Annotated in this window: 15 protein-coding genes; 9 read left to right on the forward strand and 6 right to left on the reverse strand. The window is 63.3% G+C overall.

The features are described from left to right. Nucleotides 1-62: 62 nt before the first annotated feature. The 5 genes from AC1D1B_RS19115 to AC1D1B_RS19135 all read right to left on the reverse strand — a co-directional run bounded on the left by AC1D1B_RS19115 (nt 63) and on the right by AC1D1B_RS19135 (nt 6,057). Entirely contained in the window at nt 63-1,067 is a 1,005-nt protein-coding gene (locus AC1D1B_RS19115) for an ABC transporter substrate-binding protein (protein WP_477334019.1), read from the reverse strand. An 83-nt stretch (nt 1,068-1,150) separates the two neighbouring features. After that, the gene (locus tag AC1D1B_RS19120) at nt 1,151-2,626 is read right to left on the reverse strand and encodes an aldehyde dehydrogenase (RefSeq protein ID WP_477334020.1); all 1,476 of its coding nucleotides are present in this window, start codon (nt 2,624-2,626) and stop codon (nt 1,151-1,153) included. Beyond that, the gene (locus AC1D1B_RS19125; protein WP_477334021.1) at nt 2,626-3,675 is read right to left on the reverse strand and encodes an LLM class flavin-dependent oxidoreductase; all 1,050 of its coding nucleotides are present in this window, start codon (nt 3,673-3,675) and stop codon (nt 2,626-2,628) included. The genes AC1D1B_RS19120 and AC1D1B_RS19125 overlap by 1 nt, the downstream gene beginning before the upstream one ends. Before the next feature lie 5 nt (nt 3,676-3,680). Then, a complete protein-coding gene (locus tag AC1D1B_RS19130; RefSeq protein WP_477334022.1) occupies nt 3,681-5,477 on the reverse strand; it encodes an alpha/beta fold hydrolase in 1,797 nt (598 codons plus the stop codon). Continuing rightward, a complete protein-coding gene (locus tag AC1D1B_RS19135) occupies nt 5,470-6,057 on the reverse strand; it encodes an amino acid synthesis family protein (RefSeq protein ID WP_477334023.1) in 588 nt (195 codons plus the stop codon). Before AC1D1B_RS19135 ends, AC1D1B_RS19130 begins: the two co-directional genes overlap by 8 nt. A 139-nt stretch (nt 6,058-6,196) precedes the next feature. Between AC1D1B_RS19135 and AC1D1B_RS19140 the strand changes: the two genes are divergently transcribed. Continuing rightward, complete coding sequence (locus AC1D1B_RS19140) at nt 6,197-6,868, forward strand: GntR family transcriptional regulator (RefSeq protein ID WP_477334024.1); 672 nt, start codon at nt 6,197-6,199, stop codon at nt 6,866-6,868. A 183-nt stretch (nt 6,869-7,051) separates the two neighbouring features. Here AC1D1B_RS19140 and AC1D1B_RS19145 read toward each other — a convergent pair whose 3' ends face one another. Next, nucleotides 7,052-7,660 (reverse strand): tyrosine-type recombinase/integrase, encoded by a 609-nt coding sequence (locus AC1D1B_RS19145; protein WP_477334823.1) that lies wholly within the window; start codon nt 7,658-7,660, stop codon nt 7,052-7,054. Between the two features lie 325 nt (nt 7,661-7,985). Here AC1D1B_RS19145 and AC1D1B_RS19150 point away from each other — a divergent pair, with 325 nt between their 5' ends. From AC1D1B_RS19150 to AC1D1B_RS19185, 8 genes are all read left to right on the forward strand, one after another. Next, on the forward strand, nt 7,986-8,975 hold the full coding sequence (locus AC1D1B_RS19150; protein ID WP_477334025.1) for an ABC transporter substrate-binding protein: 990 nt from the start codon (nt 7,986-7,988) through the stop codon (nt 8,973-8,975). Between the two features lie 193 nt (nt 8,976-9,168). Further along, nucleotides 9,169-9,921, forward strand: coding sequence for an ABC transporter permease (locus tag AC1D1B_RS19155; RefSeq protein ID WP_477334026.1), 753 nt, complete (start codon nt 9,169-9,171; stop codon nt 9,919-9,921). A gap of 13 nt (nt 9,922-9,934) precedes the next feature. After that, entirely contained in the window at nt 9,935-10,738 is an 804-nt protein-coding gene (locus tag AC1D1B_RS19160) for an ABC transporter ATP-binding protein (protein ID WP_477334027.1), read from the forward strand. A gap of 5 nt (nt 10,739-10,743) precedes the next feature. Then, nucleotides 10,744-12,348, forward strand: coding sequence for a GMC family oxidoreductase (locus tag AC1D1B_RS19165; RefSeq protein WP_477334028.1), 1,605 nt, complete (start codon nt 10,744-10,746; stop codon nt 12,346-12,348). Nucleotides 12,349-12,495: 147 nt separating this feature from the next. Continuing rightward, nucleotides 12,496-13,770, forward strand: coding sequence for a flavin-containing monooxygenase (locus AC1D1B_RS19170; RefSeq protein ID WP_477334029.1), 1,275 nt, complete (start codon nt 12,496-12,498; stop codon nt 13,768-13,770). A 44-nt stretch (nt 13,771-13,814) separates the two neighbouring features. After that, complete coding sequence (locus AC1D1B_RS19175) at nt 13,815-14,231, forward strand: RidA family protein (RefSeq protein ID WP_006335307.1); 417 nt, start codon at nt 13,815-13,817, stop codon at nt 14,229-14,231. Between the two features lie 4 nt (nt 14,232-14,235). Then, nucleotides 14,236-14,910: a DUF1028 domain-containing protein gene (locus tag AC1D1B_RS19180; protein ID WP_477334030.1), complete on the forward strand. Its 675-nt coding sequence runs from the start codon at nt 14,236-14,238 to the stop codon at nt 14,908-14,910. Between the two features lie 40 nt (nt 14,911-14,950). After that, entirely contained in the window at nt 14,951-16,441 is a 1,491-nt protein-coding gene (locus AC1D1B_RS19185) for an aldehyde dehydrogenase (RefSeq protein ID WP_477334031.1), read from the forward strand. The last annotated feature ends 42 nt before the right edge of the window (nt 16,442-16,483 follow it).

The following is a 16,483-nucleotide window of genomic DNA, read 5'->3' on the forward strand; positions in this document are numbered from 1 at the left end:
AACCTGTTTGTGGAACGAGACGGTCTGCGCCGTCTCGTTCCGTTCTGTTGCGAGTGGAGGCGCTACTTCGCCTGCCAGGCGTACCAACGCGTCGCGATGGCGTCGCGGTTCTCAGCCCAGTAGTTCATGTCGAGATTGATCTGCCCTTCGACATGGGCGTCCGGCAGCGACTTCACGACGTCCGCCGCCATTTCGGCCTTGGCCTTGGTGTTGATCGGCGCGTAACCGCTGGCTTCGGCAAACTTCGCCTGGCCGGCCGGGCTGCTTGCGGCCGCCAGGAACTTCATCGCCGCATCCTTGTTCTTGGCGCCCTTCGGCACCACCAGAACGTCGGCCGCCGTCAGGTTCTGGGCCCAGGACACGCCGACATCGGCTTCGTCATGCTGAAGGGCGAAGACGCGGCCGTTCCAGAGCTGGCCGAACGCCGCTTCACCGGACGCGATCAACTGCTGTGACTCGGCGCCGCCGCCCCACCAGACGATGTCGGACTTGATGGTGTCGAGCTTCTTGAAGGCGCGGTCGAGATCGAGCGGATAGAGCTTGTCGACGGGAACGCCGTCGGCCAGCAGCGCGATCTCGATGACGCCGGGCGCCGACCATTTGTAGAAGGTGCGCTTGCCCGGGAATTTCTTGGTGTCGAACATGTCTGCCCAGCCGGCAGGTTCGCCCGAAACGGCGCCCTTGTTCCAGGCGAGCACGAAGGAATAGTAGAAGCTGCCGACGGCATGGTCGGTGGTGAAGCGTGGATCGAGGTCAGCCTTCGGCACAGCAGTGAAATCGATCGGCTCCAGCAGGCCGTCCTTGGCCGCCTTGATGGCGAAATCCATCTCGACGTCGACGACATCCCAGTTGACGCTGCCGGCGTCGACCATGGCCTTCAGCTTGCCGTAGTCGGTCGGGCCGTCCTGCAGGACCTTGATGCCGGATGCGGCCGAAAACGGTTCGGCCCAGGATTTGGTCTGCGCTTCCTGGGTCGTCCCGCCCCAGCTGGTGAAGACCATTTCCTCGGCCTTGGCAGCCGTCGTTGCCAGAAGTGCGGCAAGGATGCCGGTGAAAATCAGTTTCATGTCGTTCTCCTCTGCTTGTTTTCGTTGTTGGCTGTTCGCGATCGGCGTTTTCGCCTTGATCGCGAATCCCCGGCCTGCGGCGGCTACCGCATGACAAAAGGATCGGGAATTGGGTCGTCCGAGGTGCGTATCCAGACCGATTTCGAGCGTGTGTAATCGCGGAGCGCGTCCATCCCACCTTCGCGGCCGAGGCCGGACTGGCCGTAGCCGCCAAACGGAACCAGCGGCGAGACGGCGCGGTAGGTGTTGATCCAGACCACGCCGGCATGGATGCCGCGCGCCATGCGGTGCGCCTTGGCGAGATTGGTGGTGAACACGCCGGACGCCAGGCCGAACTTCGTATCGTTGGCGAGCGACAGCGCTTCAGCCTCGGTGTCGAAGGCGAGCGCGCTCAGCACCGGGCCGAAAAGCTCTTCGCGCACGCAAGCCAGGGTCTGGTCGGGCGCCTCGATGATCGTCGGCGCATAGTAGAAGCCGTCCGCCTTGCCCTCGGGGCGCTTGCCGCCGGTGACCAGCCGGCCGCCGGTGGCGAGACTTTCGGCGACGGTCTTTTCGATCCATTCGCGCTGGCGCGACGTGGCCAGCGGTCCCATTTCGGTGGTCGGATCCTGTGGGTCGCCGATCCGGATCGCCTCGGCCTTGCGCTTGAGCCGGGCGAGAAACTCGTCCTTCACCGAACGCTCGACCAAAAGCCGCGAGCCGGCGACGCAGCTCTGGCCGGTGGCGGCAAAAATGCCGGCGACGACGGCGTTGGCGGCGCTGTCCAGATCGGCATCGGCAAACACCACCACCGGGCTTTTGCCGCCGAGCTCGAGCGTCGTGTAGGCGAGATTTTCGGCAGTGTTCCTGACGATCCGCCGCGCCGTCGCCGGGCCGCCGGTGAAGGCGACGCGGGCGACCAGCGGATGGCTGGTCAGGCGGTGGCCGCAATCGTGTCCAAAGCCGGTCAGGATGTTGACGCTGCCTGCGGGAAATCCGGCTTCATGGACGAGTTCGGCAAAGGCCAGCAGCGGGGCAGGGCCATCCTCGGACGCCTTGAGGACGACGGTGCAGCCGGCGGCCAGCGCCGGCCCGAGTTTGACGGCCGACAGGAAGAGCTGCGAATTCCACGGCACGACGGCGGCAACGACGCCGATCGGCTCCGGCCGGATCGTCACTTCCATGTCCGCCTTGTCGATGGGAACAAACGAGCCTTCGTGCTTGTCGGCGAGACCGCCATAGTAGCGGTAGTAGTCGCCGACATAGGCGATCTGGGCGCGGGTCTCGCGGATAATCTTGCCGGTGTCGCGGGTCTCGAGTTGCGCCAGCCGGTCGGCATTGGCGACGACGAGATCGCCGAGCCGCACCAGAAACTTGCCGCGCGCGGTCGCCGTCATCGATGCCCATGGGCCGGATCGCAGTGCGCGGTGGGCGGCCTCGACGGCGCGGTCGACGTCGGCAACTGATGCAGCGGGCATTGTTGCCCATGCCGCGCCCGTCGACGGGTCGATGCTGTCGAAGGTTGCAGCGGCCCCGACGAACTGGCCGTCTATGTAGTTCCTGAACTCGCCGGTGCTCATCACGCGTGCGGTCCCTGGAAGGCCGGCATCACTTTGTCGATGAACAGCTGCAGCGATTTCTTCTTGCGCTCGTGCGAAATGCCGCTGTCGATCCAGATCGAGTACTGGTCGTAGCCGAGCGCCTCATAGGCCTTGAGCCTGGCGATCACTTCGTCGGCTTTGCCGATCACCAGATTTTCCCGGATCTTGTCCGGCGCGTATTGCGGCATGGCCGCGATCTCGGCCTCGGTCAGCGCCTCAAGCACGCCCTGGCGCACCGGCTTCTTGTTCTGGAACCAGGCGCCGAATTGACAGTAGAACTGCGACAGGTCCTGCGTCAGGCGATCGGCGTCGGCTGCGTCCTCGGCGACGAATGTGTGCATCAGGAGCATGATTTCCGGCCGTGCTATTTCTGGGTGAGCGGCACAGGCTGTGTTGAAGCGCTCCATCAGGCTCGCCACTTCGCCATCGCCTGAGGCAAGCGGCGTCACCTGCACGTTGCATTTGTTGGCCACGGCAAAGTCGTGCGAGTTGGGGTCACGCGCCGCCACCCAGATCGGCGGATAAGGTTTTTGCAGCGGTTTGGGCGACGAGGTGGTCGACGGGAACGACCAGAACTCGCAGGACAGTTCGAAATCGCCATCCCACAGGCCACGGATCGCCGGCACCATCTCGCGCATGCGCCGACCCGCGCCCCAGGCTTCGAGCCCGGGGAAAAGCCGCTGATACTCATAGCTGTAGGCGCCGCGCGCAATGCCGATGTCGAGCCGGCCGCCGGTAATGACGTCGGCCATTGCTGCTTCGCCGGCAAGCTTGATCGGGTGCCAGAACGGCGCGACGATGGTTCCGGTGCCGAGCCGGATGCGCGTCGTCTTCGCGCCGAGATAGGCGATGTTGATGAACGGGTTGGGCGAGATGGTGAATTCCATCCCGTGATGCTCGCCGATCCAAGCGGTCTCGAAGCCTGCCGCCTCGGCCTGCAGGACAAGGTCCTCCAGCTCGGCAACAAGTTCGGAATGTGGCTTCGCCAGATCCGAGCGCTCCATATGGACGAAAAGCGAAAATTTCATGGGCATCACCTGCGACCAGTAAGAGCTTGGGAAGGCGCAGCCCTGGCGAGCGGCCGGACCTCGCCTTCGACCTCGTTGCCGACATAGACACCGAATGCATCTTCCGTGCGTTCACGGACATAGCGGGTCAGCATGGAACGAACCGCCGGATCGGCGACCTTGAGATCGGCGATATGGTCGATGTCGACAAGCCTGACCTGGCTGTCGCCGGAGGCGGGGGCGGTGACCGTTCCCCGGTAGTAGACGTGCGAGCGCGACGGATCGGCCGCGTCGTCCCACACCGCAAAAAGGAAGCCGAGCTGTGCGTCGACGGCCTTGGCGGCGAGGCATCCCTTGAGGCTGCGGGCATCCCTGGGCGAGCCCAGCCCGCGACCTGCCGGCAATTCGTGGAAACCGTCCGCCGTTTCGAAGAACAGCACACGGCCTTCATTTTCGAGAATGGCGCCGACTTCGGTTCCCGAAGGTGCAGCCGCAAGTGCTTCCTGGCTGAGGCCAGGCGTGACATAGGTACCGCGGCAATAGCCGAGCGGTTGCGCGCCATTGTGGGTGAAATACCGGACGCGGCCGATCAGGATCGAGTGGTCGCCGGCGTCGACCAGTTGCTCCATGGCGCAATCGAACACAGCGACGGAACCGTCGATCAGCGGATTGCCGGTTTGCCCGGATTGCCAGGCAACGGAAGCGAACTTGTCCGCGGCCTTGGAGGCGAAGATGCCGGATTCGGCCTTCTGGCTCTCCGACAGGATGTTGATCGCGAAACCCCTGGATGTGGAAAAGGCGCTGTGTCCCAACGCCTTCTTGGCGATGCAGACAAGGACGAGCGGCGGCTCGAGCGAAACAGATGTGAAGGAGTTGGCGGTGAAGCCGCGCGGCTCGCCTTCCGCACTGACCGTGGTGACGATGGTGACGCCGGTCAGGAACGAGCCCAGCGCTCGCCTGAATTCGCCGGGGTCAAATGCAGGCGCCGTCTCCGGTCTGGCAGCGGCGTCTTTCTCGGCATCGAGAAACGCCATGATGTGCTGAGTCACTTTTTCGGGCGAAGCGATTGTCATCATGTGTCTTTCGCCGCTTAGAACGAGACATTGCCCGCTCGGCGCAAGCCGGGCCATGGCCGCCGACATGGCTGGTGTCGAATTCCTGTCCTCGGATCCGGTCATGAACAGTGCCGGCGCTGCAAGCTCGGCCAGGCGGTCGACATGTTCGGTATCGGCGTGGGCGAAGAGGCGATAGGTGCGCGCGTAGCCCTCAGCGTCAACGCTTTCAAGCGCGGCGCGCGCGGTTTGGGCCGCGCCTGCCAGACTGGCCGGCAGCGGGTCGCCGAACCAGCGGGTAAGGGTTGCGGCGATGGCCGAAGGATCGCCGTTGCTGCCGAGTGCCTTGGCCCGTTCACGCACCGCCTGCGCCAGGGCCTCAGGACGACGGAACACGCCGTTGAGGCAGATGACGGAGCTGACTCGCGACGGCGCGCGCAGGGCGATTTCGAGAGCGACCAGCGCCCCCATGGAGTGGCCGACGATCGATACGGAGGCGAGACCGAGGTGATCGATCAGGCGAAGCGCCTGATCGGCAAAGTCCGACAGTGCGGCATTTTCGGGCGGCAGCTGCGAATTGCCGTGGCCGAGCATATCGATGGCGATCAGGTCGTGGCGGCCTTTCATCGAAGCGATTTGATCCTGCCAGATCGTGGCATTCATGCCGACGCCGTGAATGAGCAGAACGGGCGTGCCGGAGCCGGCTCGGATGAAGCCGGTGCCGTCGGGATCCGTGTCCCGGACCCATGCGGAGGTGGCGACGTCAGCCATGCAAATCCCCGACCTCCTTTAGATCCTGATAGCGGTCGCCGATGCGGTGATGCGGACGTCCGCCGATGGAGGCGCCTAGCGCCACCACCAGCTCGTCAGGCGCCGGCGCATCGCCGATCTGGAAATGCACGGTCAGATAATGGGAGCGGCGGCCTTCGTCATTCTTGTCCATCAGCGGGATCATGATCGGCGTGTTCGGCCCGCCCCGCAGATTGGTAAACGCCAGATAGGTCTTGGCGCCGACGGCGCGGCGATAATGATTGCCGAAATGCAGCGTGTGGATCAGCGCCGACGCGTGCTCGATCTCGCCTGAAGTGCCGCAGATGGCGGCCTTGCCATAGCCTTCGATCGCCCCGCCCGAACCGGCGACGGCGATGATCTCGCTGGTCAGCATTTCGCCGAGGATTGGAGCGATGGCGCGGATCTCGGGAGACAGATCCTCGGTAAAACCGCGGCCAGCCCAGGGATTGGTCAGCACCGCGGCGACGCCGATCAGACGCAGCGGCTGGGGTGCCGCCTTGCCGCCTTCGATCAGCGTGTTCTCGATGTAGGTGACGATCTTTCGAATGGCCGGTTTCATCAAAATCCTCGGTCGGATGGCGCGGTTTCGCGCCGTCATCTCTATCGCGTCTTATGGTATACCATGCTATGGAGCGCCAAGAACCTTGTCAATTGGCCATGGAATCTGTTTTGTGGCAGCGCGAGGAGGCAGAGAAAAAATGTCAGACGATACGCTGCGGATAGACCGCTCCGCCAAGACGTTGCGGACGCTGGCGCTGGAGCGCATGCGCGAGGCGATCATGGATTTCCACTTCCAGCCCGGCGAGAGACTGGTCGAGCGGCCGCTTTGCGATCAGCTCGGAGTCAGCCGTTCGGTCGTGCGCGAGGTGTTGCGGCAATTGGAGGCGGAAGGCCTGGTGCAGATGATACCGGGCCACGGCCCCGCCGTGGCCAAGCCGGACCTCGGCCGCACCGACGAAATCTACGAATTGCGGGCGTTGCTGGAGGGCATCGCGGCGCGGGCTTGCGCCATGTCGGCCACCAGCGAGCAGATCGCCTTGCTCGATGGCGCCTTGACCAACCTTTTTAAAGCCTGGGCGTCAGGCGTGCCTGTCGCGGTGATGCGGGCGACGACCAAATTCTACGAAGCGCTGTTCGAGGCTGCCGACAAGCGCATTGCCTGGGAAATCGTCACCGGGCTGAATGTGCGCATCAACCAGCTGCGGTCGATGACCATAGCTTCAACCAATCGCCGGGAACCGGCGATAGGAGAAATGACCGCGATCATGGACGCAATCAAGTCTCGCGACCCGGACAACGCTGAGGCGGCCGCCCGACATCATGTCGAACGAGCCTGGTCTATCGCGCAACAGTTGTTGCGCTCGAGGTGACGGTGCGTTTTGTTGTGAAGCTCAAGCGTAAGTGCAAGGTCCCGGCCTGGCCCGCTACGATACGATCCCAATGGCTGGCCGCAAGGCGCTGATCGGTGCCGGGTTAAAGGCCTGTCAAAACCGACATTCGGACCGAGCCGGGGTGAAGCTACGGGGCAAGAGGCGAACTCCAAAGTGGGACTCTCAAGTCTGTGACCGCCCGTTCGCAGACTTTGTCGCGCCGAAGGAACAGCTGTGTGCGCGGTGGTTGAGAAGCTGATGGACAGGTTCATTCCTCCTTGTTTTCCTTGAGTTCGCCAGACCATACGAGAACATACGAAGGATACTGCGTGGCGAACCGCCCGCTAACCGATTGATTTTGTTGAAAAAGCGACGTCCCTCCGGGCCCACCATGACCATTGATATTATTGGCAGAAAATTGCTTTTGCCCACGCTTTGCCCGCACTTTGCCCACGGAGGTTTGCGGGCACGAAAAAGGCGCCCGAAAGCGCCTCCTTCAGTCCGTGTGCGGTCTCTGTTCATCGAACGATCCGCAAATTCGATCGCCGCTTCCATCTGATCGCGCTTTTCTTCGCGCTGGTTGATCGCTCGTGCGATGTCGACCGCAATCCGCTTCTTATTGGCCTCTCGCAAATATTCATCTGTTACCGTCATTGAGGAATGCCCCATAGCCTCCATGATGGCTCGTGCCTGAATGTTGCATTCTGCGAGGTAGGTGCCGAATGTGCGCCGTAGCCCGTGCAGAGTGCAGCCTTGAGGAATGCTAGCCTGCCGACTCCAATGCTGCATCATCCCGGTCAAGCTCCTTTCCGAGAAAGGATTGCCAGGCGACCGTCGTTGACCTCTCCGAAGCGACGATGAGGTCATCGGGATCGTCAACCCGTCTCACGCCAAAGTCTGTGGGTGGCGCAGACGCGGCAGCGCCGGCTTGGTTAGGCCCAGCCTAAGCAGAATTATCGAAAATCATTATTTGTGCATCGCACACAGCGTGCTTTGCTCCATCCGCCGGCTGAAAGAGAACAAAAAGAACGTCAGGCGGCAACCTTCGGCGATGCGCCCGAAGCGGGTTGTTTTGGTGCAGACAGCGCCTGACCTCAGAAAAAGACAGGGGAACGTGATGACGACAACAATCTCGAAGTTTCGCCGTGCCGCGCTTGCGGCCGGCATTGCCCTCAGCGCCCTTTCGGTGAGCCTCCACGCCGAAGCCGGCAGCTTGAAGCTGGGCATGACGACCTGGGTCGGTTACGGCCCGCTCTTCCTTGCGCGTGACATGGGCTACTTCAAGGAAGGGGGCCTCGACGTCTCGCTCGAAATCATCGAGGAAGCATCGATGTACATGGCGGCCGTCGCCGCCGGCGAGCTCGACGGCAGCGCTTCCACCATAGACGAAATCATGAAGTACCGCTCGAAGGATGTCTGCTTCAAATCGGTCTATGCCCTGGACGACAGCCATGGCGGCGACGGCGTTCTAGCGCCGAGCGGCGTCAAGAGCATCGCCGACCTCAAAGGTATGGAGGTCGCGCTGAACGAAGGCTCGGTGTCGCAGTTCTGGTTCAACATCCTGCTCAAGCAGGCCGGTCTCAGCCAGTCCGATGTGAAGGTTACCAACATGACGGCCGATGATGCCGCCGCTGCCTTCATGGCCGACCGCATTCCTGTTGCCGTGACCTGGGAACCGCATCTGACGCTGGCCAAGAAGGAAAACAAGGGCCAGGTGCTAATCGACTCCTCGAAGACGCCGGGCCTGATCGTCGATGTGGTGGCGCTGAACTGCGACTACATCACGAAGAATCCCGGGGATGTCGAGGCGCTGGTGAAGGGGCTCTACAAGGCCAACGAGTTCATCAAGGAAAATCCCGAGAAGGCTTACGAGGTGATGGCCAAGGGCGTCGGCGGCTGGCTGAAGGAGCCGAAGGACTTCGCCTCCTCCGCCGCGGGCGTGAACTTCTACGGCAAGGAGCGCAATGCCCAATTCTTCGCCGGCGGCGAGAGTGGTGATGCCGGCAAGCTGATCAAGCTCGGTGGCGATGTCTGGGGCGGCTTCGGCAAGCTCAAGATGGACATCAAATACGACGATCTCGTCGATCCATCCTTCCTTGCGAAGTGATCTGGCCTCGCAAAGCGAGTTCGCTGGACCGCAGGCCGAGCCTTTCGCCTGCGGTCTATCCAGCCCAAGGGGTTTCCCTGTGACATTGGCACCGAATGCAACGTCTCCCATCAGCCATATCGTGACCACGAGCGTGGATAAAAATCAGCCCGGTCGATCCGTCTGGAAGGCTGTCGCGACGCCTTTTCAGGCCGTGTCGCGCCCTCTCGCCATCACGCTCAGCGTCCTGGTCTGGGTCGCGGTCATCGGCGGCTGGTTCGCTTTGACCTATTCCGGAGCGGTCAAGGAAATGTTCCTGCCGCGCCCGGAATCCGTCTTGTCCACCACCATCAGGATGGCGCTTGACGGCTCATTGTGGGAGCACGTGCTCGCCAGCGTCCAGGTGGTGCTGATCGGTTTCGTCATTTCGAGCATCGTGGCGGTGCCGCTCGGATTGACGATGGGCACCTATCGCATCGTCCAGGCGGCGCTCGACCCGCTCGTCAATTTCATCCGCTATCTGCCGGTAACCTCCTTCGTGCCGCTTTTCATCCTGTGGATCGGGATCGGCATCGAGCAGCGCGTGGCCGTCATCATCTTCGGCATCTTCTTCCAGCAGTTGGTGATGATCGCCGACAGCGCCCGCGGCGTTCAGCGCGACCTCGTCAACGCTGCCTACACGCTCGGCACGAAACGCGGCGACACGGTCTTCCACATCGTCTTTCCGGCCACGCTGCCGAACGTGCTGGATGTGCTGCGCGTGACCATGGGCTGGGCCTGGACCTATCTTGTCGTTGCCGAACTCGTCGCCGCTCGCAGCGGACTTGGCTATATCTCGCTCAAGGCGATGCGCGGCTTCCAGGTCGACGTCATCTTCATGGCCATCGCCATGATCGGCATCCTTGGTCTGTGCACCGACCAATTGTTCCGGGGCATCCGCCGCCTCGTCGCTCCCTGGGCCAATTGAGGAATTCGCTGACATGGACGCCCTGACACTTGCGACGAAACCGAAGAGCGCCGACATCGGCGTCGATAATGTGGCCCTGCGCTACGGCACGGGCGACAACGCCGTGCTGGCGTTGGACGGCATCTCGTTCCATGTCGCGCCCAATGAGTTCTGTGTGATCGTCGGCCCATCCGGCTGCGGCAAGTCGAGCCTGCTCTATCTCATCGCCGGTCTCGAGGAGCGCACCGGCGGCATGATCTCGGTCGGCGGCAAGCCGGTCACCGAGCCGGGCCCGGATCGCGGCATGGTGTTTCAGGCCTATACGTTGTTTCCCTGGCTCACCGTGGCGCAGAACGTCGAATACGGTCCGAAGCGGAAGAGCATGCCGGCGGCCGAGCGCAGGGCCATCGTCGAGCATTTTCTCCAAGAGGTTGGCCTGGCGAAATTCGCCAACCATTATCCCTCGCAACTGTCGGGCGGCATGAAGCAGCGCGTGGCGATTGCCCGCGCGCTCGCCAACGATCCGCAGGTGCTGCTGATGGACGAACCCTTCGGAGCGCTCGACAGCCAGACCCGCCACTCAATGCAGAAGCTTTTGCTGAGGATCTGGGACCATTCCAAGAAAACGGTCCTGTTCGTCACCCATGACATTGACGAGGCGATCCTGCTGGCGGACCGGGTGCTCGTCATGTCCGGCCGGCCCGGCCAGATCAAGAAGGAAATCCGCGTCGGCCTCCCGCGTCCGCGCAGCATGGATCTGGTCATGGAGCCGAACTTCATCGCCATGAAGCGGGAAATCCTCGAGCTCTTGAAGAACGACGAAGACGACGAGCATTAGAAGGCATGAGCATCGCGACCGCGGAATTCGACTATATCGTCATTGGCGCGGGCTCGGCCGGTTGTGTCCTGGCCAACCGGCTGAGCGCCAACCCCGCCAACCGCGTCTGCCTGATCGAGGCCGGCGGCAGCGACGACCGCACAAGGGTGCGCGTGCCGGCCGGCATCCTCTCGCTCTACGGCAATCCGACTTTCGACTACGGCTACAAGGGCGTGCCGCAGCCGCTGCTCAACAACCGCCGCATACCGGTCAACCGCGGCAAGCTTCTCGGCGGATCGAGCTCGATCAATTCGATGGTCTACATTCGCGGCGCCGCGCAGGACTACGATGAGTGGGCAGCGCTTGGCTGCGCGGGGTGGTCTTATGCCGATGTGCTGCCGGTGTTCAAGAGACTGGAGCGGAACCTCCTGTCGCAGAACCCGGACTATCATGGCTTCGACGGCGAACTGCTGGTCGACAATCCGCGTGATCCCAACGCCGTATCCAGCCTGTGGGTAGAGGCGGGCCGGGACGTGGGCCTGCCCGAAAACCGCGACTTCAACGCCGACGGTCAACTCGGCCTCGGCATCTACAATGTCACCCAGAACAAGGGGGAACGGTTCTCGGCCTATACCGCCTTCGTCCGGCCGGTTCTTGGCCGCCCGAACCTCCAGGTCCTGTCAGGCGTCGAGGTGCTTGATCTGGCAGTCGAAAGCGGGCGCGTCACCGGCGTCAATGTGATCAAGGACGGGGCAGCCCAGCGGCTGACATGTCGCGCCGAAGTGGTGCTGAGCGCGGGCGCGATCGGATCGCCGCGCATCCTGCTTGCTTCCGGCATCGGCCCGGCCGAGGAGCTGAAGGCGGCGGGGGTGGAGCCGGTGATGAACGTGCCCGGCGTCGGCAAGAATTTGCGCGACCATGTCGACGGCATGATCACGATGCGATCGAACAGCACCAGGACGCTCGGCCTGTCGCTCGCCAATCTGCCGGCAATGCTGGCCGCACCCTTCCAGTATTTCGTCCGGCGCAAGGGCATGCTGACGACCAATTATGTCGAGGCCGGCGGCTTCGCCAAAACCAGATATGCCGGCGATATTCCCGATGTCCAATTCCACTTTGTTCCGGGCTACCGCAGCCATCGCGGCAGGCTTGTCGAATATGGCCATGGCTATGCCGTGCACACCTGCGTGCTGCGGCCTGGAAGCGTCGGCGAAATCACGCTCGAGCGCGACGGCACCCGCCGAAATGTGCTGATCGATCACCGCTTCTTCAGCGACGGGCAGGATGCTTTGACTCTGGTCGAGGGCATCAAGCTGGCGCGCTCGATCCTGGCCTCGCCGGTCTTTGCCGATATTCGCGGAGCGGAAATCCTGCCGGGACCCGATGTCGTCACCGATGACGAAATCCTCGCCTATCTGCGTGCCGAGGCGCTCACCGTCTATCATCCGGTCGGCACGGCCAAGATGGGCACCGACACCATGGCGGTGGTCGATCCCGCCGGCCTCAAGGTGCGCGGCTTCGACAATCTGCGTGTGGCGGACGCCTCAATCATGCCGACGCTGATTGGCGGCAACACCAATGCGCCGTCCATGATGATCGGCGAAAAAGCAGCCAGGGCGATGCTGTCGTAGTCTCTCGTTTGCCAGCCTCCTGGGCATTTAGGGACAAGCTAACCACTGCCACGTGAAATCGTAATTTTCGCTAATCAGTCCCTCCAGTACACCAGCGATCTGACCTCCTCACATCCGCAGAAACTCTTGGGGGGAAAGGATGCAGAAATGTCGGTGAAAAAAATAGACACGCTTGTCGTCGGCGGTGGCCAGGCGGGGGTGGCTATGTCTGAGCATCTGAGCAAATGCGGCGTGCCGCATCTCGTTCTCGAGCGTGGCCGGATCGCCGAGCGCTGGCGTTCGCAGCGATGGGACTCGCTCGTTGCCAATGGGCCGGCCTGGCATGACCGTTTCCCTGGCATGGAATTCCCCGTGACGGGTCCCGACGGCTTTCCCTCCAAGGACGAGGTTGCGGACTATTTCGCCGCCTATGCAAGGCAGATCAATGCGCCGATCCGCTGCGGCGTGGAGGTCAAGCTCGCGCAAAGAAATATCGGTCGACCCGGGTTCCGCGTCGAGACGTCGGACGGCGTGATCGAAGCCAACAGCATCGTCGCGGCGACCGGACCTTTCCAGGTCCCCGTCATCCCCGCCCTTGTCCCCGGCGATGTCGGCATTCTGCAGATTCATTCCAGCGCGTACCGCAACCCCAGACAGTTGCCAAAGGGCGCGGTGCTGGTGGTCGGGGCGGGATCGTCGGGTGTGCAGATCGCCGATGAGCTTCAGCGCTCGGGGCGGCGCGTCTACCTCTCGGTCGGCGCGCACGACCGCCCGCCGCGGGCCTATCGGGGGCGCGATTTCTGCTGGTGGCTTGGCGTTCTCGGCAAATGGGACCTCGAGACCCCGGGGCCTGGCACGGAGCATGTCACGATTGCGGTGAGCGGCGCGCGTGGCGGCGAAACGATTGATTTTCGTCGGCTGGCCGCGCAGGGGCTTACCCTGGTCGGCATGACAAAAACATATCAGGACGGCGTGCTGACCTTCGCGTCCGATCTGGCGAAGAACATTGCCCGCGGTGACGCCAACCTGATGTCGCTGCTGGACGAGGCCGACGCCTATGTTGCCCGCAACGGTCTCGACCTGCCGGAGGAGCCTGCGGCCCGTCGGATCGACCCGGATCCCGACTGCTTGACCAATCCGCTTCGTGAGCTCGATCTGGCCGAAGCCGGGATAGCGGCGATCATCTGGGCGACAGGTTTTTCCGTCGACTACAGCTGGTTGAAAGTCGATGCTTTTGACGAGAAGGGCCGGCCAAGGCATCAGCGCGGCGTCTCGGTCGAGCCTGGACTCTATTTTCTCGGGCTTCCCTGGCAGTCGCGAAGAGGGTCGAGTTTCATCTGGGGTGTCTGGCATGATGCCAAGCATGTCGCGGACCGTATTTCGACACAGCGCAAATATCTTGCCTATCACGCTGCCGCGCGGCGCGAGACCGTGGACGCCTGACCGACGCTGACAACAGCCACGAGCCCGATCTGATGGAGACCAGGATGGCGCACACAAGAATCCGTAAGTTCAACACGAAGGACACCTATCCTGAGCAGAAGCTCGACAATGATCTGTGTCAGGCGGTCGTCACGCGGGGTGGCCGGACGGTCTATCTGCGTGGCCAGTGTCCGCAGGATCTCGACACCGCCAAGAATATCGACAGCCACGATCCGGCCGAGCAGACGCACAAGGTGATGCAGAACATCAGGCAGCTCATCGAAGAGTGCGGCGGCACCATGGAGCACCTGGTCAAGGTGGTCGTCTACATCACCGACGTGCGCCATCGCGAGGCGATCTATCGCACCATGGGCGAGTACATCAAAGGCGTGCATCCTGTTTCGACCGGTCTCGTCGTGCAGGCCCTGGCGCGGCCGGACTGGCTGGTCGAGATCGACGGCACCGCCGTAATCCCGGACTGATGCCATGACCTTCTCCATTGTCGCGCGGTGCAGCCGCACCGGCATGTTCGGCGTCGCGGTGTCGTCTTCCTCTCCGGCGGTAGCGGCGCGCTGCGCCTATGCGCAGGCGGGCGTGGGGGCGGTCGCGAGCCAGAACGTCACCGATCCGACGCTCGGCACCAAGGGGCTCGAACTGTTGGCGCGCGGTGCCTCGGCCGCCGAGGCGGTCGCGATCCTGAAGCGCACCGGCGCTTATCCCGAATATCGGCAGGTGCTGGCTGTCGATGCCGCCGGGACCACCGCGATCCATTCCGGACCTAAGGCGCTCGGCATCTGGGCGGAAGCGCGTGCGGACAATGTCGCCTGCGGCGGCAACATGCTGGCCCATGACGGCGTGCCGCAAGCCATGGTCGAAGCCTTCCTCGCCTCGGAAGGGCATCTCGGCGACCGCCTAATCGCGACCATGCGCGCCGCGCTGAAGGCGGGTGGCGAGGCGGGTCCGGTCCACTCGGCTGGAATGAAGCTGGTGCGCGAGGTCGCATGGCCCGTCGCGGACCTGCGCTGCGACTGGAGCGACAGCTGCCCGATCGAGGAACTGGCGGCTTTGTGGGATCGCTACAAGCCGCAACTCGATGCCTATGTCACTCGCGCGATCAATCCGTCCGACGCGCCGAGCTACGGCGTGCCGGGCGACGAGTAGCCGGCACGCGAGTAGCCGGCACACAGGGGGAGGCATCCGCATGAGCGAACTCAGTCACAAGGATTGGATCGGCAAGGCATCCGCGATCCGTTTTCGCGACAAGGCGTTCATCGACGGCAAGACGGTTGCCGCGCGGTCAGGCAGAACCTTCGCCAGCATCAATCCTGCCACCGGCGAAACGCTGGCCGAGGTGGCGTCGTGCGGCGAGGAAGATATCGATCTCGCCGTTGCCGCCGCGCGCCGCAGTTTCGAGGCCGGTGTCTGGTCACGCACGAGCCCGGCGCACCGCAAGGAGGTGCTGCTGCGGCTGGCGCGGCTGCTGCGCGAAAACCTGCAGGAGCTTGCGCTGCTCGAGTCGCTCGACATGGGCAAGCTGGTCACCGATGCGGCGACTGTCGATGTCCCCGGCTCGGCGGCGATCTTCCAGTGGTATGGCGAGGCCATCGACAAGATCTATGGCGAGGTGGCGCCGACCGGCGGCAGCGATCTGGTATTGGTGCGACGCGAGCCGCTCGGCGTGGTCGGCGCCGTGGTGCCGTGGAATTTCCCGCTCGACATGGCGACCTGGAAATGCGCGCCCGCGCTGGCGGCGGGCAATTCGGTGGTGCTGAAGCCGGCCGAGCAGTCGCCTTTCTCGGCGCTCAGGCTGGCGGAACTCGCCATGGAGGCGGGCCTGCCCGCCGGTGTGCTCAATGTCGTGCCTGGCCTTGGCGAGACGGCCGGCCAGGCGCTCGGCCGCCACATCGATGTCGATTGCCTTGCCTTCACCGGATCGACCTCGGTCGGCAAGATGTTCTTGCAGTATTCGGGTCAGTCGAACATGAAGCAGGTCTGGCTCGAAACCGGCGGCAAGAGCCCGAACCTTGTCTTCGCCGATTGCGGCGATCTCGATGCGGCGGCCGACATGGCGGCCTTCGGCATCTTCTTCAATCAGGGCGAGGTCTGTTCGGCCAATTCCCGCCTGCTCGTGCAGCGCGGCATCAAGGATGCCTTCGTGGAGAGACTGGCTGAGCGCGCGGCCGCCACCCAGCCTGGCGATCCGCTCGACCCGACCTCGAAAATGGGCGCCATGGTCGATGTCCGCCACGCCGCCAACGTCATGCGCTTCGTCGAGGCCGGCAAGAAGACCGCGCGCCTAGTCGCCGGCGGCGATCGGGTCACGGTCAACGGCCGCGGCAGCTTCATACAGCCCACCATCTTCGACAATGTTGCCCATGACGACCCAATTGCTAGGGATGAGATATTCGGACCGGTGCTTTCGGTCATTGCCTTCGATGATGAAGAGGAAGCTATCCGTATTGCCAATGATAGCCCGTACGGGCTGGCCGCATCGCTGTGGACCGACAGCCTTTCGCGCGCGCACCGCGTCGCCGGCCGGCTGCGCGCCGGCACGGTTTCCGTCAACACGGTCGATGCGCTGAGCCCGATGACGCCGTTCGGCGGTGTCAAGCAATCGGGCTTTGGCCGCGACCTGTCGCTGCATGCACTGGACAAGTACACCGCGCTGAAAACGACATGGATCAAATACTGAAGCCGCGCGGGCGCTTGATCGCGGCGCCCAAACCGGCGACAT

The organism is Mesorhizobium sp. P2_C5_2, from assembly GCF_056404535.1.